The organism is Rhodococcus sp. KRD197, assembly GCF_017168235.1.
Classification (GTDB): domain Bacteria; phylum Actinomycetota; class Actinomycetes; order Mycobacteriales; family Mycobacteriaceae; genus Rhodococcoides.
In genome coordinates this window covers 92,055-110,705 of the sequence record NZ_JABFAO010000002.1, presented here as the reverse complement: position 1 = coordinate 110,705, position 18,651 = coordinate 92,055, and the positions used below count along the sequence as shown (strand labels likewise).

The following is an 18,651-nucleotide window of genomic DNA, read 5'->3' as shown; positions in this document are numbered from 1 at the left end:
AGTGCTCCTGGCTAGATGTCGAAGTAGCGCTTACGCCGCAACTTCGGAACGGACCGAATGATGGTTCGGGACAGTCGCGTCCACCTGCTCTGCTCGATGGCGGAGGGGGATCCGGCGAACCGGCGCTCGACGGCGGCGAGCGCGGCAACATAGACCTCGGGGTCGCCCCCGACGTCGGGATGATGCCGCCTTGCTACCGCGCGTCGAGCGGCCGTGTGCTCAGGAGAACGCGTCATGCTCTGACTACGTCCTCCACGGTGACGTGCACCGGACCCGGCGAGAGCGGTGAGACAGCGGTGCGTATCGCGTCGGCAGTCTCGCGAACCGGGTGACCCGCGATCAGCGTGACGTGCACCTCGGTTCCGTTCTCATCGATACGAATGCCGGCCACGCGTCGACCGGGTAGGTATGTGGCTGCCTCGCCGAACATTCCGCCGTGCAGACCGGCGACACCGTCGGTCGCCAGCACAGCCTCGGCGATGCTCTCGGAGATGTCGATGCTCTCCGGGACGCCGGGCTCGGGAGTGTCGGCGTGCTCGGTCACTGGACTCGCGTTCCGGCGACTTCCTGGCTGTCGTCGTCGCCCTCGTCGAGGTAGACGTCGTGGACGACGATGTTGACCTCGGTCACTTCGAGACCTGTCATGCGCTCGACAGCGGTGATGACATTGCGGCGAATGCCGGCTGCGAGATCAGCGATGGACACGCCGTACTCCGCGACTATGTCGATATCGATTGCGGCCTGGCGCTCGCCGACCTCGACCGACACGCCCTGAGACTGGTTGACCCGTGCACCCGGAATACGCTCGCGCAGTGCACCGATGGCGCGGGAGGTGCCGCCGCCGACGTCGTGCACGCCCTGAACCTCGCGGGTGGCGATGCCGGCGATTTTGGAGACGACGGTATCGGCGATGGTGGTCCGGCCCGTGCTGCCGACGAGGGCGGACTCGGTCTTGGCGACATCGGTCTTGTCGGAGACGGCTGCGGTTTCCTTGGACTTGTCCAACGTCTGGTTGCTCATGTTCGACCTTTCGTCTTCGAATGTGTCGCAAGTAGGTCGTATCGCATCGACGAAAGCGCACGCGAACGATGTGGTGATCCGCACCACAAACTTACATCGCTGGTAGAACGGTGTCGAACGGGAATCGTCCGGAAAACAAGTGCGAGTCGAGAGCGGAGAATCGATGGTCGATCGGCTATCCGATCACGTACTCGTGCACAACGCTGCCCTCGGCGACGCGGACGCCTTCGAGCAGATAGTTGCTCGGTACGGCCCAGAGATGTTTCGCTACGCCCGCAACATGCTCTCCGATCACGGCGCTGCAGAAGAGGTGGTTCAGGACGCGTTCGTCGCAGCGTGGAAGGGACTCGACACCTTTCGCGGCGACGCGAAATTGCGGACGTGGTTGTTCTCGATGGTCTCGCACAAGGTGGTCGATCACCGTCGGCGCCGGGCTGTTCCGCCCGCCGAGGACTGGATCTTCGAGCAACGCAGCACCGACGCCCACCTCGACCCCGAGAAGCGTGCAACCAATGACGATTTTCTCGACGCCCTGGGTCGGGTGCTCGCCGAACTGCCCTACCGTCAACGTGCGTGCTGGTTGCTACGCGAGGTGGAAGGGATGACACATCCGGAGATCGGGCAGATCATGGGAATGTCGGCAGGTGCCGTTCGTGGACAACTGCTGCGAGCACGAGCAACTCTGAGTGAGAGGTTGGCGGCATGGCAGTGATGTGGCGATGACGCCGGAACCGGATCGGATCCTCGAGCGGGCCGCTCGCGAGTTGCGCGAGGCACCACTGGAGCCTCGTTGGGTCGACATCAGCAACACCATCATCTCCAGGGTCCGCGCCACCACGCGACGCACCTGGCCGGTCGACGCCGCCTACCCTACTGCGCCGCCGAACCGAGCGTCCGATTCGCTCCGGGTCAGCGATCATGTCGTCCGCACGGCGATTCTGCGCGCGCTCTCCGGCGTCCACGACTCCCAGCCGACGGACATCGCGCTGTACCTCGACGAACACGTGTGCACGGGACTGTCCGTGGCAGTCGTCGGCGCCTACGGCAAAGATCTGCAGGCAGTCGGGAACGAACTGGCAGCGATAGCGATATCCGTCGTGCACGAGCTTCTCGGGGTCGATCTCGTTCGCGCCGATATCGATGTACGAGTGGACGACATCGAGGTTTGAACGGTGGCGATGTCCGGGGCATAAGCCTTCCGTCAAGAATGACCGGCCGGAGCGTAATGAACCCGTAAGGAATCCTCCGCGGGGCGGCGTCGAGGCCGATGCTCGTATCTCGGACCGCCCGCCGGGCGGCCCTCTGTCGAATTCGAGGGAGACCGAGACTCGCATGGCTGATCTTGCCTATCTCACCATCACGATCGTCGGGTTCGGGGCATGCGCCCTGGTGGTGAAGCTGGTGCACTCGTGACGGGCGCGGTGAACGTCGTGCTGGTGGTCGTTGCCGCACTCGTGGTGCTGTACCTGCTCGTCGCACTGCTCGACCCCGAGAGGTTCTGAGCGCGATGACTCCTGCACTTGTCGCGGGCATGCAGATCTGTGTTGTGATCGCAGTGCTCGCCGCCGCCTACGTTCCACTCGGTGACTACATGGCCCGGGTTTATGACACCTCCCATCACAGTCGCCTGGAATCACTGCTCTACCGCACGTGTCGCATCGACGCGAGGACCGAACAGACGTGGGTCGGTTACGCTTCCAGCGTCCTCGCCTTCTCTGTCGTCAGTGTTCTGTTTCTCTATACGCTGCAACGTGTTCAAGGTGCGCTGCCACTCGACGGCGGTCGGGACGGGGTGAATCCTTCGACTGCGTTCAACACCGCCGTTTCGTTCGTGACCAACACCAACTGGCAGTCCTACGTACCCGAGACGACCATGTCGAATCTGACTCAGTCGGCTGGGCTGGCCGTGCAGAACTTCCTGTCGGCCGCCGTCGGAATGTCGGTGGCGATCGCGCTCGTTCGCGGATTCGCGCGGGTGCGTGCCGGTGGCGAGATCGGCAACTTCTGGGTCGACCTGACCCGTGGAACCTTGCGCATCCTGCTGCCCCTGTCGTTCGTCATCGCCCTGGTCCTGCTGACCCAGGGCGTGGTGCAATCCTTCGCGACGAATTTCCAATCCACGGGTCTCGACGGTTCCGCAACCGCGAACGCGTTGGCACCGGTGGCATCTCAGGAAGCAATCAAGGTGCTCGGAACCAATGGCGGCGGCATTCTCGCCGCCAACTCGGCGCACCCGTTCGAGAACCCGACACCGCTATCGAACATCGTGCAGATCTCTGCCCTGCTGCTGATCCCGGTGTGCCTGACGCGCACGTTCGGGACCATGACCGGCAACCGCAAGCAGGGTCTGACCCTGCTCGGGGTGATGGCGGTGCTGTGGAGCGGTTCCCTCGCGATCACCCTGGCGGCCGAGTCGGCAACCACCGGTATCGCGGCTCGTGCGGCAGGCGCGATGATGGAGGGCAAGGAAGTTCGCTTCGGCATTCCCGCGTCCGCGCTGTTCGCGGTCTCGACGACCGGAACGTCGACCGGTGCAGTCAATGCCGCGCACGACAGCCTGTCCCCCATCGGGGGCGGCGCTGTAGTGCTGAACATTCTGTTCGGCGAGATCGCTCCGGGCGGAGTGGGAAGCGGGTTGTACGGCCTGCTGGTGCTGGCGATCATCGCGGTGTTCGTCGGTGGACTCCTCGTCGGCCGGACTCCGGAGTTGCTCGGCAAGAAGCTGGGCCGTCGCGAAATCACCATGGCGGCACTGTCGGTCCTGGTGATGCCCGCACTCGTGCTGATCGGAACCTCTGTCACCGTCCTGCTGAACTCGACCGTCGACTACCAAGGCAATTCCGGAGATCCTGGCACACCGAGTTCTGCTCACGGGTTCACCGAGGTGCTCTACGCCTACGCCTCCGCTGGGAACAACAACGGCAGCGCCTTCGGCGGTCTGACTGCTACGAGCGATTGGTTCCAGACCTCGCTGGGACTGGCAATGCTGTTCGGCCGCTTCCTGCCCATCATCTTCGTACTCGCCCTAGCCGGGTCGCTCGTCAGGTCCAGGCGCACGGCCACCGACGCTGGGACACTACCCACCGCCGGCCCGCTGTTCGGCGGATTACTGCTGGGGACAGCGGTACTCGTCGCGGCGCTCACATTCTTCCCGGCGCTCGCGCTGGGACCGATAGCAGAGGGCTTGCAATGAACGCCACGTCGATCATCGACGCATTCCGAAAACTCGACCCACGCCACCTGGTGCGCAACCCCGTCATGTTCGTGGTCTTCCTGGGCTCACTCCTCACCACGATCCTCGCGGCGTTGGAACCGTCGATGTTCTCCTGGTCGATCGCCGGGTGGTTGTGGTTCACCGTGCTGTTCGCCAATCTTGCCGAATCGGTTGCGGAGGGGCGCGGCAAGGCCCAGGCCGCCAGCCTGCGAAAGGTCAAACAGGACAGTCGTGCCCGACGCCGCAACGAAGACGGATCCATCTCCGAGGTCAGCGGGTCCGATTTGAAGGTCGGCGACGAGGTGGTTGTTCGCGCCGGGGAGATCATTCCGGGCGACGGCGACGTGGTGGAGGGAATAGCAAGCGTCGACGAGTCCGCGATAACCGGTGAATCCGCACCCGTGGTAAGAGAATCCGGCGGCGACAGATCTGCCGTGACCGGTGGGACGACAGTGTTGTCCGACGAGATCGTGGTTCGCATCACCTCGGCGCAAGGCGAAACCTTCGTCGACCGGATGATCGGTCTCGTCGAGGGGGCGTCGCGGCAGAAGACTCCCAACGAGATCGCACTGAACATTCTTCTGGCGTCGTTGACGATCGTCTTTCTCCTCGCCGTCGTCGCAATCGGACCCATGAGCGCCTACGCCGGGCAGGAGCAGAACCCGATCAGGCTCATTGCGCTGCTGGTGTGCCTGATTCCCACCACTATCGGGGCATTGCTGTCCGCGATCGGTATCGCCGGCATGGATCGGTTGGTGCAGCGCAATGTACTGGCAAAGTCGGGACGCGCCGTCGAGGCCGCCGGAGACATCGACACCTTGCTGATGGACAAGACCGGCACCATCACCTTCGGAAACCGACGTGCGACGGCAATGCATCCCGCGCCTGGGATCGGCGCCGCAGAGTTGGCGGCCGCAGCGCGTCTGGCGTCCTTGGCCGACACCACGCCCGAAGGCCGCAGCATCGTGGAACTGGTGGACGGTGTCAACACACCCGGCGAGACTGACGAGCCCGGCGATTTCGTCCCCTTCACCGCGCAGACCCGCATGAGCGGTATCGACGTCGCCGATCGAAGAATTCGCAAGGGAGCCGCCGACGCCGTCGCCGCCTGGATCCGCGAGGGCGGGAGCAACTCGGAGCTGTCCGCCGTGAACGACACGGTGCGCGATATCGCCCAGGCCGGCGGTACACCACTGGTCGTCGCCGAATCGGTCGATGGAGCCCCGGCCCGGGTGCTCGGAGTCGTCGAGCTCTCCGATGTGGTCAAACCACACATCGCGGAACGTTTCGCGCAGTTGCGGGCCATGGGTATCAGAACCGTGATGGTGACCGGCGACAACCCGCTGACCGCGAAAGCCATCGCGGCCGAGGCCGGCGTCGACGACGTTCTTGCCGAGGCCACCCCCGAGGACAAGATCGCGCTGATTCGTCGCGAGCAGGAGGGTGGTCGGCTGGTTGCGATGACCGGTGACGGCACCAACGATGCACCCGCGCTGGCGCAGGCAGATGTCGGTGTCGCGATGAACACCGGAACGTCCGCAGCGAAGGAAGCGGGCAACATGGTCGATCTCGACTCGGACCCCACGAAACTCATCGAGATCGTCGAGATCGGCAAGCAATTGCTCATCACACGCGGCGCGCTGACCACTTTCTCGTTGGCAAACGACCTCGCCAAGTACTTCGCGATTCTCCCCGCCATGTTCACCCCGCTCTATCCGCAGCTCGATGCGCTCAACATCATGGGACTGGCGACGCCGGAATCGGCGATTCTGTCCGCGGTCATCTTCAACGCGGTCGTGATCGTCGGTCTGATACCGCTCGCGTTGCGAGGAGTCCGCTACCGTGCCGCGTCCGCCGCAGCGCTGTTGCGGCGCAACCTGCTTGTCTACGGGATCGGCGGAGTAGTGACCCCGTTCCTCGGCATCAGAGCAATCGACCAAATTGTCCGACTCGTACCAGGGATAGGCTGACATGCGTTTCGTGCAGAGCTTCGCCAGACAGATGCTTGCGGGCATCACCGTATTGGCCGTCTTCACCGTCCTCCTCGGCATCGGGTACCCCGCGGCCGTCTGGGCGATCTCGCGGCTCGACACCCACACCGCCGAAGGGTCGGCACTGCGCACCGCCGACGGGTGCGTCGTCGGCAGTGCTTTGATCGGCGTCGATCCCCAGGTGCCGGTCGGTGACCCTGATCCGTACTTCCATCCCCGAGTGACGGGCTCCGCGGCCGACCTCGATGCGTTCGCCCCGGGCGACCCGTCTGCTGCGCTGCCCACCAATCTGGGCCCGAGTAGTGAGGTGCTCGCTGCGTTCGTGCAGCAGCGGCGGGCGTTCGTGGCGGAACGAGAGTCGATCGACCCGGCCGATGTGCCGGTCGATGCGGTGACGGGTTCCGGTTCCGGTGTCGACCCGCACATCAGTCCCGCCTACGCGGCCGTGCAGGTGGACCGGGTCGCCCGGGTCAACGGTATGACTGTCGAGTCCGTCCAAGCGCTGGTTCGTGAGCACACCGAGGGCCCGCAGTACGGTGTACTCGGGGCGCCGCGGGTAGGTGTTCCCGAGTTGAACGTTGCCCTCGGGCTGACGCCGCCGGCTTGCACGACCGAATAGGAGAGGCTCCCCAGTGGAACGAGGTGAGCTGCGCATCTACCTCGGCGCGGCTCCGGGCGTCGGGAAGACTCTGGCGATGCTCGGTGAGGCGCACCGCCGCAAGGAACGTGGGTGCGATGTGGTGGCCGCGTTGGTGGAAACGCACGGGCGTGCACGGACGGCAGCGGCACTGGAGGGTCTCGAGCTGATTCCACCCGCTCGAATGGAGTATCGAGGCACTGTCAACTTCGAACTCGACGTGGCCGCGGTGATCGCCCGGGCACCGCAGGTGGTTCTCGTCGACGAGTTGGCGCACACCAACACCCCTGGCTCCACGCACGAGAAGCGTTGGCAGGACGTCGAAGAGCTGCTCGGAGCAGGCATCGACGTCATCTCCACTGTCAACGTTCAGCATCTGGAGTCACTCGGTGACGTCGTCCATCAGATCACCGGCGTAGTGCAACGCGAAACGGTTCCGGATCGGGTGGTGCGTGGCGCCGCCCAGGTGGAACTGGTGGACATCACTCCGGAAGCGCTGCGGCGCAGGCTTGCTCACGGCAACATCTATGCGTTCGAGAAGATCGATGCGGCTTCGAACAACTTCTTTCGGCGCGGCAATCTCACCGCCCTACGTGAGTTGTCGCTGTTGTGGATCGCGGACCAGGTCGATGCGGCTCTGGTGCAGTACCGCAACGACAATCGAATCACCGAGACTTGGGAGGCCCGCGAACGAGTCGTCGTTGCGGTGACCGGCGGACCGGAGTCCGAAACCCTGGTTCGGCGAGCCAGCCGCATCGCGTCGCGGTCCAGCGCCGAGCTGATGGTGTTGCACGTCGTACGCGGCGACGGACTCGCGGGCGTATCCGCGCCGCAGATGGGCTCCGTGCGCACCGTCGCGGCCGCTCTCGGCGCCACCCTGCACAGCGTCGTCGGCGACGACGTTCCCACAACACTTCTCGACTTCGCCCGCGGCGTCAACGCAACGCAGCTGGTGATCGGGACGTCGAGGCGTTCGCGAGCGGCCCGAATCTTCGACGAGGGTATCGGCGCCGCCGTGGTAGCCGACTCGGGCAGTATCGATGTACACATGGTCACCCACAGTGAGCGGGCGCGGCGATGGAACTGGCAGGTCGGGCACGGCAGCCGGCGCATCGCGGCGTGGGTCGCTGCGGTGGCGGTTCCCGGTGCGGCCGCAGCACTGCTTGCCCTGGTCGGACCGCGGCTGAACTCGGGTGGCGAAAGTGCGCTGTTCTTCATGGTCGTGTTGTGCGTTGCCCTGCTCGGGGGTGTGGCGCCGGCGGCGTTGTCCGCGCTCATCTCCGGGTTCGCGCTCAACTTCTTCTTCACCGAACCCCGCTACAGCCTTACCGTCGCGGAGCCGGAGAACTACGGCGTAGCAGTGGTGCTGCTCGCGGTGGCTGTCGCGGTCGCGGTGCTGGTGGACAACGCAGCGCGGCGTGCCCGCGAAGCCAAATCGGCGTCGCGAGAGGCCGAGCTGTTGACGCTCTTCGCCGGGTCCGTGTTGCGCGGCGCGGATCTCGAATCGTTGCTGGGTCGAGTCCGCGAAACGTACAACCAGCGCGCAGTCTCGCTCGTGGAGGAGGCCACCGGTCTGCCTGTCTGCACAGTCGGAGTCGATCCTCCGCGCACCGAGGACGATGCGGACACGCGAATCGATGTCCCGGACGGGCAATTCACGATGCTGCTGGCCGGGCCGCGGTCGCGCGCCCGCGATCGGCGGGTGCTGACCGCGGTCGCCAATCAAGCGGCCGGGCTGGTGCGTCAGTCTCGCCTGATCCTCGAGGCCAGTAGAGCGAACGCGCTCGCCGAGGCGGACGAGCTTCGCCGTGCGTTGCTCTCCGCCGTCAGCCACGATCTTCGCACTCCCCTCGCCGCAGTGAAGGCGGCGTCGTCCTCGCTGCGCAGCACCGACGTCGAGTTCTCGGCCGAGGACACCGCAGAGCTGTTGGCAACGATCGACGAGTCAGCGGATCAGCTCACAGCATTGGTCGGGAATCTGCTCGATTCGTCCCGTCTCCAGGCTGGTGTCGTCCGTCCGACGCTGACACCGATCTACGTGGAGGATGCCGTGCAGCGAGCACTGTCGAGCAGTTCGACCCAGACCAGTAGTTCGGTTGCCCAGGTTTCCGTCGACGTCGGTGACGTCCAGGTGCTCGCCGACTTCGGATTGCTCGAGCGTGTGCTGGCCAATCTCGTGGACAACAGCGTGCGGCACGGTCTCGGTAGCGATATCCGCATCGGGGCGCTCAGCCGCGGCGACCGTGCTTCGATCACCGTCGCCGACCGCGGTCCCGGTGTCGACAGAGACGCCGAGCAGTCCATGTTCGACGCGTTTCAACGTCTCGGCGACCGAAACGCCACCGTCGGTGTCGGACTCGGCCTCTCTGTCGTCCGCGGATTCGTCGAGGCGATGGGCGGAAGTGTCGACGCGTCCGAGACCCCGGGTGGCGGATTGACGGTCACGATCGACCTGGCCGCCCCGCGTGAACAGACTGCGGGGCCGGTGGCCGAGTCGTGAGCAAGGTGAGAATCCTCGTCGTCGACGACGAGCCGCAGATCGTGCGCGCACTGCGGATCAATCTGAACGTCCGCGGGTACGACGTGGCCACCGCAGCCACCGGTGCCGAAGCTCTCCGCGTCGCCGCGAACTTCCATCCCGAGCTGGTCCTGCTCGATCTCGGTCTACCCGATATGGACGGTCTCGATGTCATCGGCGGCTTGCGTGGATGGACGGACGTTCCCGTCGTTGTGCTTTCGGCGCGAACCGACTCTGCGGACACCGTCGACGCGCTCGACGCTGGAGCGGACGATTTCGTTACCAAGCCATTCGGGATGGACGAGTTGCTTGCTCGGCTTCGTGCCGCGCTGCGGCGCGCACCCGGTGCGGTCGACGAGGCCGTGGTGGTGACAGATTCGTTCACTGTCGATCTGTCGGCGAAGAGTGTGACGAGGAATGGGCAGAGCGTGCATCTGACTCGGATCGAGTGGGGTGTGCTCGAGCTCCTGGCGCGCAATCGGGGAAAGCTCGTTTCGCAGCGTGAGTTGCTCAAGGGGGTGTGGGGCCCGCAGCACGAACGCGAAACGCACTACCTGCGTATCTACATGGGTCAGCTCAGGCAGAAGCTCGAGGACGACCCGTCGCATCCGCGTCACCTGCTCACCGAGACGGGCATGGGATATCGGCTCGTGTGAGAAGTATTCGCCCTACTTCAGCCAATGCCGCAGCGGCGCGGGCTTGCCGTACAGATAGCCCTGGGCGAATCGGCAGCGCAGCGTTTCGATCGCGCATGCCTGCTCTTCGGTTTCGACACCCTCGGCGACGATGGACACCGGCAGTGCACGGGCCATGGACGCGATGGCGGTGACGAGCGAATCGGCCGTCGGCGATGTGCCGATCTCGGCGACGAAGGATCGGTCGATCTTCAGCAGCCCGATCGGTAGTTCACGTAACCGGCTGAGCGAGGAGTATCCGACGCCGAAGTCGTCGAGCACGATGAGCACGTTCATCGCGGCGAGCCGGTCCAAGATGGTCTTGGCCGTGAACATGTCGTCGATCAGGGCTGTTTCGGTGACTTCGAGGGCGAGATCCTCGCCTCGCAGACCCCGCTCCGCGAGGAGGTGGGCGACGAGGTCCGGTAGCGAGTCGTCGCGCAGTTGCACCGGTGAGACGTTGACGGACATGGTTACTTCCTGACCGGCTGCGCGTAACGCCGTCAGGTCGTCGAGTGCAGTGCGCAGTACTTCTTCACCGATCTCGCCGATGAGGTTCGTCGATTCTGCGATGGCGACGAACTCGCCGGGGCCGCGCAGTCTGCCGCCGTGCTGCCAGCGGACAAGGGCCTCGTAGACCACGGTCTCACGTGTCGAGGTCATGACGATCGGCTGGTAGTGCACCACCAGCTCGCCGCGTTTGGCTGCTCCGCGGAGAGCAGTTGCGGTCTGTATCGCCGCCGTCGACGACGCTCGCAGCGACTCGTCGAAGAAGGCGGACCGGGCCGCGCCCTGCGATTTCGCGTGGTACATCGCGGTGTCTGCCTCGCGTATGAGGTCGTCGAGGGCGCCCGCTCTGTTTCCCGCCGCAGCGATACCGATCGAGGCCGTGATGTAGGCACTGGCGGCGCTGAGCACGAAAGGTTCCGACAATCGCGTGACCAGGGACCGCGCCAGTTCCTCCACGTCCGGTCGGGTGCAGCGACCGATGACGACGAACTCGTCTCCTGCATACCGAACGACGGTGTCCGACGGACGCACGGTCGCGCGGATGCGGTGTGCGGCGGCGGCGAGCATCTCGTCGCCGACGCGGTGTCCGTAGGAGTCGTTGACCATCTTGAAGTTGTCGAGGTCGACGAACAGGACGAAGATCCGCCCTGGCGTGTCCTCGGAGTCCAAGCGATGAAACTGCTCGCGCAGCATCGTGCGATTCGGTAGTCCGGTCAACACGTCGTGAGCGGCCCGATAGCGGGCGTCGTCCTCGCTGTGTTCCATCAGACTCATCGCTCGCTCCCCGCGTAGGAAGATGCCGATGAGGATGACCGAGAGCAATGTCGACCGGACGGCCATATCGCTGGTGGACACGGCCGTACCGAGCAACGGTATCGCCGCGCACACCGCCAGCAGAACGACGAGGAACGCGATGCGGCTGCGGCTGCGCGGAGCGAGGTGTCTCGGCTGCGACATGGCGGCCATGTGTGGATCGAGCGCTGCGAGCGCGAGCGATGCGTACGCGAGGAGGTAGATGCCGTCGAGCAGTCCCGCAGTCGGCGATTGTTCGCTGGAAAGGAAGTATGCGTACGCGACGTCACCGGCGAAGACGAACAGAAGCGCCACCAGAAGCAGGCTCAGCGACCGATTGCGACGTTCGGCGGAGACGAGCAAGTAGGTGATCAAGGTGATCATGCCGGCGTCGACGGCCGGATAGGTACCGTTCGTCACCGCTGCCAGCATTCCCACGTCGCTGTCGAGGAGCGGCGAGATGAACAGGATCCAGGACAGGAAGAAGGTTCCGAGCGCGATCAAGGCCGCATCGATGAGCGGGGTGATGTCGTCGCGTGAGCGCCGTTCGAGGATCCAGCGGGCGAGTGCGGTTCCGATCGCCGCGTAGCCGGCGAGGGTGAAGACATTGGAGACCGCGGAGATGTCGGTGGGGTAGATGGTCGGATCGCTGCGTAGGCCGACTCCCACAAGAAAGAATATGGCGGCAGCGAACAGGCACCACCAGGAGGTGGCATCGGTGGGGGTGTATCGCCGTATGCCGACGCCGATCGCGAGGATCGAACCGACGGCGAACCCCCCGAGGACCACGGTGCGTATCGGTGCGCTGCCGAGGTAGAAGAGGATACCGGCGGCAATGACCACGGCCGCGAGCCCGACGGTACGCAGAACTCCGTAGGGCATTCTGCCCAACAGCGGGGCCTTCGCGTCCATCGAAGGCCCTCCTCGCCTGCTCACAGTTGTTCACGAACCGCTCGTCAAGCTCGCCCCCGTGCAGATTACTGTAGAACGTTCAGATTACTGTAGAACTGCTGCCGAACGCGTGTAGCGCTGCTGTTCGGCACCCGCGATATTGCCTGCGCTGTGGGGTGTCGCCGGGCGCGTAAAATCCGACACATGAGTGAAACGGACGATGTGCCAGGGCAGGTACGCGCCATGGTCGGACGCAGTTATCGCATCGACGATGTGTACGAGGTCGGCAAGGCGAAGGTGGAAGAGTTCGCCAAGGCCGTACACAATTTTCACCCGGCTCACTACGACACCGAGGCTGCGCGGGATCTCGGTTACGACTCGATCATCGCTCCGCCCACCTTCATGTCTCTCATCGCGTTCGTCGCCCAGCGTCGCCTGTTCGAGGAGACGTTGAGCTGCTATTCGATGCCGCAGATACTGCAGGTCGATCAGAAGTTCACCTTTCACCGGCCGCTGCATGCGGGCGATCGGCTCAGCTGTGAGGTGTCGGTGGTGTCGGCGCGCAGAGCGGTGGGCGCGGATCTGATCGTGGTGGAGAACGACATATTCGATCAGCGAGATCAGCCGATTCTTACCGCGATGACCACTCTCGCTGCGTCCGCCGAGGTGTCGACGCCCGAGAACTTCATGCACTACGTGGAGCAGATCATGATGGCCGGCACGGTGGGCTCGCCGACGCCCTGACCTCGATCGTCAACTCAGGGTTGACGCTAGTTCTTCGTCAACTTATGGTTGACGAATGACCGAGCCAGCGAAAGCCGCCCTCCCCGTCCGTCTCGACGATCTGATCGACGCCATCAAGAAGGTGCACGACGACGAACTCGAGCAACTGTCCGACGCCGTCCTCGCGGCCGATTCGCTCGGTGATCTTGCCGATCACCTGATCGGCCACTTCGTGGACCAGGCCCGTCGCTCCGGCGCGTCGTGGACCGAGATCGGCCGAAGTATGGGCGTCAGCAAGCAGGCAGCGCAGAAGCGTTTCGTGCCGAAAGGGGCGGAGTCGGACCTCGATCCGAGCCAGGGATTCCGGCGATTCACCACGCGCGCGAAGAACGTGGTGGTGGCGTCGCAGGTCGAGGCCCAGGCGGCGGGCAACGACGCGATCGCTCCCGAGCACCTCGTCCTCGGATTGCTGAGCGAGAAGGATTCGCTGGGTACGAGATTCCTGCTCTCCTCGGGGCGAACCGAGAGCGTGGTCCGCGAGGCGATCGCGCCGAGATTGCCCGAGAAGGCCGCCGAAGTACCGGGGCTCGTACCCTACGACGCCGATGCCAAGAAGGTCTTGGAGCTCACTTTTCGGGAGGCTCTTCGGTTGGGCCACAACTACATCGGGACCGAACACCTGCTGCTTGCTCTGCTCGAACACGAGAACGGTGCCGGTGTGCTCGCCGAACTCGGGGTCGAGAAGGCAACCGTGGAGCGCGAGCTCATCGAGGCTCTCGCGCCCTTCCTCGAGCCCTGACCTTGAAGCCCTAGGCGCGTGCTCGCTCCTGCACTGCCAGCTTCACGTCCGCATCGATGAGGTCCGCGATGATGCCGCCGGCCACGCGCACACCTGCCGCTGCGGAGCCGATGAGGTTCTCCATGGGGGCGGCAACGTTCCCGGCGGCGTGGACACCGGCAACCGAAGTGGCCCCCTTTTCGTCCGTCGCGACGAATGTCGCGCCCATGGGTACCTCGCCCATCATCGCCTCGGTGACGTCGAGACCCAGGTCGGACAGAATGCTCGCATTGGCCCGAAATGTCGGCTTGGTGACCACGGCCTGCAGCGGAACTGTTGTGCCCGAGACCAATTGCACTCCGGTCAGCGCGTCCTCGTGGACAGCAAGTCCCGCGATCTTGTCTGTCACGACGCCGATATCTCGCGCCGCCAGTTTCTCGTACTCCTCCTCGGTGGGTTCGAAGTCTCCGGCGAAGAGCACGACGCTGTCGGTCCACTGCCGCCACATCAGCGCCTGATGCACGCCGAAGGGACTTCCGATGATGCCGACGGTGTCGTTGCGGACTTCCCATCCGTGACAGAAGGGGCAGTGCAGCACGTCGCGGCCCCACCGCTCGGCCAGGCCGGGGATGTCGGGTAGCTCGTCGGTCAATCCGGTGGTGATCAGAAGTCGACGCGCAGTTATCTCGGCGTCGTCAGCGAGCGTGACGGCGAAGCTGTCGATCGAACCCGATACCTTCGCCGCGAAACCTTCGCGGAGTTCGGCGCCGTACGACGCAGCTTCCTCGCGTCCTTTCTGCAGCAGTTCCAGCGGTGGCACACCCTCGAGTCCGAGGTAGTTGTGTGCGTGCTCGGCGGGTGCGTTGCGCGGCGCGCCTGCATCGACGACGAGGACGCGTCGGCGGGCCCGGGCGAGTGTCACAGCCGAGGCCAGGCCGGCAGCGCCGCCGCCGATGATGATCACGTCGTATTCGGGTGTCGTTGTCATGAGACAACTGTGGTGCCCGCAATGCCCTATGGCAATGTTATTTGCCGAAATAGCAAACCCGAGCGAGGTGTGGTGCTATTCGGTGTCGGTAGCGGGACCCTCGGCGGTCGCGCCGCCCTCGTCGGTCCATTCGCTCGTATTTCCACCCGAGGCCGGGTCGGACTGGACATCGGCGTCGGCGCCCTCGGGTGCGGTGCCGACATCGGTGGTTTTCGGGTCGGTGTGCTTGTCATCTGTCATGACCTCCCGATACCCCGGACGGGCGAGACTCAACCCGCGACGATCTCGCGCAGCCGCTCGGTGTCCTGCTCGGTCCAACCGTCGGGCTGCAGTATCGCGGCCCACAGCTCGACGGCATCCTCGCCGTAGTTGTGGCCGTAGCCCTGCGGTACATCTGTGGAGAACACCATGTCGAACGTGGTCTGCCAGAACGTGACGAACGGGAACCATCGCACTCCGGGATCGACATCGACGCCGCGCGGCTCACGCAGCCAGTCCGGTCGATGCAGGATCAGACTCGACGACCACCACGTGATCGGATCGGACGCGTGTTGCCAGTAGATCACCCTGGGCTGCTCCCACGGGGTGCCGAGATCGAGATCGCTCGGGCGGCCGGCGAAGCGCACATACATGCCGTCGTCGATGATCGGGAGAATCTCGCGCGAGCCCGCGTCACGATCAGCGGTGATCTCGGCCCACTGCCTCGTGAAGTTCGGATTGCCCACCCACAGAGCGCCGTCCGTTCGCGCGACCATGTCTCGCGCACCACCGAAGGCGTCCTGTCCGCCGTAGGCGCCGAGGCTCTCCCCGAAGGACACCAGCTTGGGGCGCGCCTCTTCCGGGCGGTCCTGCACGGCGTCGTAGACGCGGTCGAACAGTGCCCGACCAGCCCTGCGAGGTGACTCCCGGTCGGCGAGGAACGCTATCGGACTGGGCAGGAACGAGTACTGCATCGAGGCGATCGCGGTGTCACCGCCGTACATGTACTCGAGCGAACCGGCGACGGATTCGTTGACCCACCCGCGCCCGGTGGTGGTGGCGACGGCGAGAACTGCGCGGTCGAAAGCGCCTGTGCGTTCGAGCTCCTCGACCACCCGATCGGCGGTGGCCTCGATCGAGTCCTCACCCTCCGCTCCGGCATAGACGCGAATGGGTGTGGGTGCGGGTTCACCGGTGAACTGCTCGATCTGTTCGGCAGTGGGACCCGAGGAGACGAAGCGCCTGCCCTCCATACCCAGTGTGTCCCAGGCCTCGTTGGACTCCGGCGAACCTGAGTTCTCCGGAGACATGGGTTGTTCGACTCCGGGATGGTTGCCCTTGTCGGCGATTTCGGAGGAGCTCGAGACAGCCGCGATGAGAACATTGTTGACGGCGCCGTTGATCACGAACAGCGTCAACAGAGCAACGAGGCCGACTGCGACTGCCTTCGCAACGGGTAGTGGGACGATCCGGGTGAACTTGGTGGTGAGATACCGGGCGCACCAGCGCAAACCACGTGCCATGGCCAACAGCAATAGGGCGATGAGAATCGCAACGGCAAGAACGCCCAGGTAGAGCACACGGCCGGGATCCTCCACGTCCACGAGTTGTCGAACGATGCGCTGCCACCACGAGCCGAGAATCAAGAACAGAGGAACGACGACAGCTGCGGTCGCCGCGACACCCCACCGGCCGTATCGCCTGGTCTTCGGCGAGAAGTTCGGGCGAATGCCGAACCAGTGCGCCACCCACACCAGCAGGCATCCGACGCCGTATCCGGTGGCCATGCTGATGCCGGTCGCGACGCCCTGCAGATACCAGGCGCGGGGCAGCAGGGATGGTGTCATCGAGAACGCGAAGAAGATGATGCCGACGAACAATCCGACTGGCTCGAGCCGTGAAACGAACTGCCGCAGCTTGTGCATCGTCACATAGTAGAGCGCTGATCTGCACCGATGTGATCGAGATACCGCTGTGCCGAGGCGATCACACGAGCGTGGGCGTCCTCGGTGATGACTCGGTCCCACCAACCTCCGTACAGCGCTTCGAAGCGGTAGGGCGCGATCAGTTCGAGGGCCTTGGTGATGGTGTCGGGGTGTTCGGGGATCAGATTCGGGTAGCTGTACATGAACCCGACCCAGCGTCGGTCGGCGACGACGGTGAAGATGTCGCTCGCGCAGAGGGCGCCGCGACCGTCCAACCCCGAATCCCAGTGCATGACGGTGCCGCCGGCGAAATGAACGCCCGCGTTGATCAGGGTCCGTCCAGGAACGATCTCGTGTCGCGGACCCGACCACAGCACGACGTTCTCGTTCCTGGTGACCCACGATGCGTCACGCTCGTGAACGTAGATGGGTACGTCGCCGAATGCGCGCGACCATTCGACCATCGAACTGAAGAAGTGGGGATGCGAGAGCGCGATGGCGGAGATGCCGCCGAGTTCGGTGACCCGTGCGATTGCGTCGTCGTCGATGTAGGAGATCGAATCCCACATGACCGTGCCGCCCTCTCCGGGGACGAGGAGCGCACGTTGGCCGATACCGAGGGCAGGTGCCGTGGCAAGCCCCCACAGCCCGGGCACTTCCTCCCGAACGTCCACGCGGCGACCCTGCTCCCGGAGCAACGACAGTGATGTCCACTGTTGCCCGTCGTAACCGACGTACTGGCGCTCTTCCTCGCAGATCATGCAGTGGATCGGGCGCTCACCTGCGGCGTCGAGTGCGTACTGAACGCCGCAGGTGACGCAGATGGGTAGATCGTCGCCCATGAATTCAGCCGCCCTGAACTGGTCGATCTAGAGACCGAAGGGAAGTACTCCCGGTGCGAGTTCGAAGCCGCTGCTGCCAGCCGAGATGGATCCGATGCTGCCGAGAATGAGATTGACGAAATTGGTGATCATGAAACGTGCGCCCTTCGTATGTGTACGTGGTGAACCTGTTCGAGGGTACCGGCGAATCGGGTCGCAAGGGCAGCTCCGAAGACTCTTGTGCTCGCGTAGCGTGAGTTTCATGCGTCGATTCATAGGTGTGGGTGTACTGGCACTAGCGGCTTCGATGAGCTGCTCGGCGGCAACCGAGGCGCAGCCTCTGGAGCAACCTCTGGAACAACCCACACCCATCGACTACGTCGCCCTGGGTGATTCCGCAGCAGCGGGTCCGCTGATCCCCGATTCGGCCGGAACACCCGGATGCCTGCGATCGAACTCGAACTATCCGCACGTGCTGTCCGGGTTGATCGAGACGGCGTCGTTCGTCGACGTTTCGTGCTCGAGTGCACGTTCGGAGCATGTCACCTCCGTCGAGCAGCCGACCGGCAGCGGACCGGTTCCATTACAGATCGACGCCCTCTCCCCCGAGACGGATCTGGTGACCATCACCATCGGCGGTAACGACGTCCAACTGGTTTCGACGGCGCGCAACTGCATCAACTTCTCAGCCGAACCAGTAGGTGTCTCCTGCGCGGACACGCTTACCGCCGGCGGCACCGACATCGTCGCCGAAGCGATCGAGGCAGCGGCGCCGAGGTGGGGTGAGGTGTTCGCCGCGATCGGTGAGCGCGCACCGAACGCGGAGGTCCTCGTCGTCGGGTACGGCACCTACGTGCAGCCCGGCGGCTGCTACGGAACCCAGCCCGTCTGGGCCCGCGATGCCGACTACCTGCAGGCGAGCGTAGACAAGATGAACGATGCGCTCGCGCGGGAAGCGGAGGAACACGGCGCGAGGTTCGTCGATGTTCGCGAGATCAGCATCGGCCACGATGGCTGCGCCGAGCCCGCCGAGCGTTACCTCGAAGGGGTCATACCGGCGAACCCCGCAGCGCCTCTGCACCCGACAGCAGCCGGGATGGCCGCGTTCGCCCAGGAGATCGCGGCGTCGCTGAACTGATGTATGACCCGCCCCACGCTGAACCTCGCACCGTTCTTGCCGACCTGCAAGC

The 18,651-nt window shown here is 64.6% G+C and carries 19 protein-coding genes; 11 read left to right on the top strand and 8 right to left on the bottom strand.

Features of this window, described 5'->3' with window-relative positions; translation table 11 throughout:
- Positions 1 to 11 precede the first annotated feature (11 nt).
- The 3 genes from J1M86_RS02785 to J1M86_RS02775 are packed head-to-tail and all read right to left on the bottom strand — an operon-like array spanning position 12 to position 1,020.
- On the bottom strand, positions 12 to 236 hold the full coding sequence (locus tag J1M86_RS02785; protein WP_075839294.1) for a hypothetical protein: 225 nt from the start codon (positions 234 to 236) through the stop codon (positions 12 to 14).
- Positions 233 to 544: a hypothetical protein gene (locus J1M86_RS02780; protein ID WP_075839293.1), complete on the bottom strand. Its 312-nt coding sequence runs from the start codon at positions 542 to 544 to the stop codon at positions 233 to 235. The genes J1M86_RS02785 and J1M86_RS02780 overlap by 4 nt, the downstream gene beginning before the upstream one ends.
- Positions 541 to 1,020 (bottom strand): Asp23/Gls24 family envelope stress response protein, encoded by a 480-nt coding sequence (locus tag J1M86_RS02775; protein WP_075839338.1) that lies wholly within the window; start codon positions 1,018 to 1,020, stop codon positions 541 to 543. Before J1M86_RS02775 ends, J1M86_RS02780 begins: the two co-directional genes overlap by 4 nt.
- Before the next feature lie 163 nt (positions 1,021 to 1,183).
- On the opposite strand from J1M86_RS02775, the gene J1M86_RS02770 reads away from it, so the two are divergent.
- The 8 genes from J1M86_RS02770 (at position 1,184) to J1M86_RS02735 (ending at position 10,036) form a co-directional block, all read left to right on the top strand.
- A complete protein-coding gene (locus tag J1M86_RS02770; protein WP_206508742.1) occupies positions 1,184 to 1,732 on the top strand; it encodes an RNA polymerase sigma factor in 549 nt (182 codons plus the stop codon).
- Positions 1,733 to 1,739: 7 nt separating this feature from the next.
- Positions 1,740 to 2,189, top strand: a complete 450-nt coding sequence (locus tag J1M86_RS02765) for a hypothetical protein (RefSeq protein ID WP_075839337.1) — start codon at positions 1,740 to 1,742, stop codon at positions 2,187 to 2,189.
- Between the two features lie 210 nt (positions 2,190 to 2,399).
- Positions 2,400 to 2,522 (top strand): potassium-transporting ATPase subunit F, encoded by a 123-nt coding sequence (locus tag J1M86_RS02760; RefSeq protein WP_083667721.1) that lies wholly within the window; start codon positions 2,400 to 2,402, stop codon positions 2,520 to 2,522.
- 5 nt (positions 2,523 to 2,527) lie between these two features.
- Entirely contained in the window at positions 2,528 to 4,213 is a 1,686-nt protein-coding gene (kdpA, locus tag J1M86_RS02755) for a potassium-transporting ATPase subunit KdpA (protein ID WP_206508741.1), read from the top strand.
- Positions 4,210 to 6,204 carry a potassium-transporting ATPase subunit KdpB gene (kdpB, locus tag J1M86_RS02750; protein WP_206508740.1) on the top strand — a complete coding sequence of 665 codons (1,995 nt, stop codon included), beginning with the start codon at positions 4,210 to 4,212 and terminating at the stop codon, positions 6,202 to 6,204. Before kdpA ends, kdpB begins: the two co-directional genes overlap by 4 nt.
- Before the next feature lies 1 nt (position 6,205).
- Positions 6,206 to 6,844, top strand: coding sequence for a potassium-transporting ATPase subunit C (locus J1M86_RS02745; protein ID WP_075839291.1), 639 nt, complete (start codon positions 6,206 to 6,208; stop codon positions 6,842 to 6,844).
- Positions 6,845 to 6,857: 13 nt separating this feature from the next.
- Positions 6,858 to 9,362 carry a sensor histidine kinase KdpD gene (locus J1M86_RS02740; RefSeq protein ID WP_206508739.1) on the top strand — a complete coding sequence of 835 codons (2,505 nt, stop codon included), beginning with the start codon at positions 6,858 to 6,860 and terminating at the stop codon, positions 9,360 to 9,362.
- Complete coding sequence (locus J1M86_RS02735) at positions 9,359 to 10,036, top strand: response regulator (RefSeq protein WP_075839289.1); 678 nt, start codon at positions 9,359 to 9,361, stop codon at positions 10,034 to 10,036. Before J1M86_RS02740 ends, J1M86_RS02735 begins: the two co-directional genes overlap by 4 nt.
- 12 nt (positions 10,037 to 10,048) lie before the next feature.
- Here J1M86_RS02735 and J1M86_RS02730 read toward each other — a convergent pair whose 3' ends face one another.
- Positions 10,049 to 12,268: a bifunctional diguanylate cyclase/phosphodiesterase gene (locus J1M86_RS02730; RefSeq protein WP_206508738.1), complete on the bottom strand. Its 2,220-nt coding sequence runs from the start codon at positions 12,266 to 12,268 to the stop codon at positions 10,049 to 10,051.
- 183 nt (positions 12,269 to 12,451) lie between these two features.
- Here J1M86_RS02730 and hadA point away from each other — a divergent pair, with 183 nt between their 5' ends.
- Both hadA and J1M86_RS02720 read left to right on the top strand, forming a co-directional pair.
- Positions 12,452 to 12,991, top strand: a complete 540-nt coding sequence (hadA, locus tag J1M86_RS02725; RefSeq protein WP_075839288.1) for a (3R)-hydroxyacyl-ACP dehydratase subunit HadA — start codon at positions 12,452 to 12,454, stop codon at positions 12,989 to 12,991.
- Positions 12,992 to 13,046: 55 nt separating this feature from the next.
- Positions 13,047 to 13,769: a Clp protease N-terminal domain-containing protein gene (locus tag J1M86_RS02720; protein ID WP_206508737.1), complete on the top strand. Its 723-nt coding sequence runs from the start codon at positions 13,047 to 13,049 to the stop codon at positions 13,767 to 13,769.
- Positions 13,770 to 13,779: 10 nt separating this feature from the next.
- Here the strand turns inward: J1M86_RS02720 and J1M86_RS02715 are convergent, their stop codons facing one another.
- From J1M86_RS02715 to J1M86_RS02700, 4 genes are all read right to left on the bottom strand, one after another.
- Positions 13,780 to 14,736 carry an NAD(P)/FAD-dependent oxidoreductase gene (locus tag J1M86_RS02715; RefSeq protein ID WP_206508736.1) on the bottom strand — a complete coding sequence of 319 codons (957 nt, stop codon included), beginning with the start codon at positions 14,734 to 14,736 and terminating at the stop codon, positions 13,780 to 13,782.
- 75 nt (positions 14,737 to 14,811) lie between these two features.
- Positions 14,812 to 14,976, bottom strand: coding sequence for a hypothetical protein (locus J1M86_RS02710; RefSeq protein WP_187346748.1), 165 nt, complete (start codon positions 14,974 to 14,976; stop codon positions 14,812 to 14,814).
- A 29-nt stretch (positions 14,977 to 15,005) separates the two neighbouring features.
- Positions 15,006 to 16,640: an alpha/beta-hydrolase family protein gene (locus tag J1M86_RS02705; protein ID WP_206508735.1), complete on the bottom strand. Its 1,635-nt coding sequence runs from the start codon at positions 16,638 to 16,640 to the stop codon at positions 15,006 to 15,008.
- 2 nt (positions 16,641 to 16,642) lie between these two features.
- Entirely contained in the window at positions 16,643 to 17,482 is an 840-nt protein-coding gene (locus J1M86_RS02700; RefSeq protein WP_075839286.1) for an MBL fold metallo-hydrolase, read from the bottom strand.
- Positions 17,483 to 17,723: 241 nt separating this feature from the next.
- Here J1M86_RS02700 and J1M86_RS02695 point away from each other — a divergent pair, with 241 nt between their 5' ends.
- Positions 17,724 to 18,599, top strand: coding sequence for an SGNH/GDSL hydrolase family protein (locus J1M86_RS02695; protein ID WP_206508734.1), 876 nt, complete (start codon positions 17,724 to 17,726; stop codon positions 18,597 to 18,599).
- Positions 18,600 to 18,651: the final 52 nt, after the last annotated feature.

What these genes read in the sequence shown, in the direction of transcription:
- J1M86_RS02695 (WP_206508734.1), top strand. Translation starts at nt 17,724, where the DNA reads ATGCGTCGATTCATAGGTGTGGGTGTACTGGCACTAGCGGCTTCGATG.
- J1M86_RS02730 (WP_206508738.1), bottom strand. Translation starts at nt 12,268, where the DNA reads ATGGACGCGAAGGCCCCGCTGTTGGGCAGAATGCCCTACGGAGTTCTG.
- J1M86_RS02765 (WP_075839337.1), top strand. Translation starts at nt 1,740, where the DNA reads ATGACGCCGGAACCGGATCGGATCCTCGAGCGGGCCGCTCGCGAGTTG.
- hadA (WP_075839288.1), top strand. Translation starts at nt 12,452, where the DNA reads ATGAGTGAAACGGACGATGTGCCAGGGCAGGTACGCGCCATGGTCGGA.
- J1M86_RS02710 (WP_187346748.1), bottom strand. Translation starts at nt 14,976, where the DNA reads ATGACAGATGACAAGCACACCGACCCGAAAACCACCGATGTCGGCACC.
- kdpB (WP_206508740.1), top strand. Translation starts at nt 4,210, where the DNA reads ATGAACGCCACGTCGATCATCGACGCATTCCGAAAACTCGACCCACGC.
- J1M86_RS02775 (WP_075839338.1), bottom strand. Translation starts at nt 1,020, where the DNA reads ATGAGCAACCAGACGTTGGACAAGTCCAAGGAAACCGCAGCCGTCTCC.
- J1M86_RS02700 (WP_075839286.1), bottom strand. Translation starts at nt 17,482, where the DNA reads ATGGGCGACGATCTACCCATCTGCGTCACCTGCGGCGTTCAGTACGCA.
- J1M86_RS02745 (WP_075839291.1), top strand. Translation starts at nt 6,206, where the DNA reads ATGCGTTTCGTGCAGAGCTTCGCCAGACAGATGCTTGCGGGCATCACC.
- J1M86_RS02720 (WP_206508737.1), top strand. Translation starts at nt 13,047, where the DNA reads ATGACCGAGCCAGCGAAAGCCGCCCTCCCCGTCCGTCTCGACGATCTG.
- J1M86_RS02705 (WP_206508735.1), bottom strand. Translation starts at nt 16,640, where the DNA reads ATGCACAAGCTGCGGCAGTTCGTTTCACGGCTCGAGCCAGTCGGATTG.
- J1M86_RS02785 (WP_075839294.1), bottom strand. Translation starts at nt 236, where the DNA reads ATGACGCGTTCTCCTGAGCACACGGCCGCTCGACGCGCGGTAGCAAGG.
- J1M86_RS02715 (WP_206508736.1), bottom strand. Translation starts at nt 14,736, where the DNA reads ATGACAACGACACCCGAATACGACGTGATCATCATCGGCGGCGGCGCT.
- J1M86_RS02760 (WP_083667721.1), top strand. Translation starts at nt 2,400, where the DNA reads ATGCGCCCTGGTGGTGAAGCTGGTGCACTCGTGACGGGCGCGGTGAAC.
- kdpA (WP_206508741.1), top strand. Translation starts at nt 2,528, where the DNA reads ATGACTCCTGCACTTGTCGCGGGCATGCAGATCTGTGTTGTGATCGCA.
- J1M86_RS02770 (WP_206508742.1), top strand. Translation starts at nt 1,184, where the DNA reads ATGGTCGATCGGCTATCCGATCACGTACTCGTGCACAACGCTGCCCTC.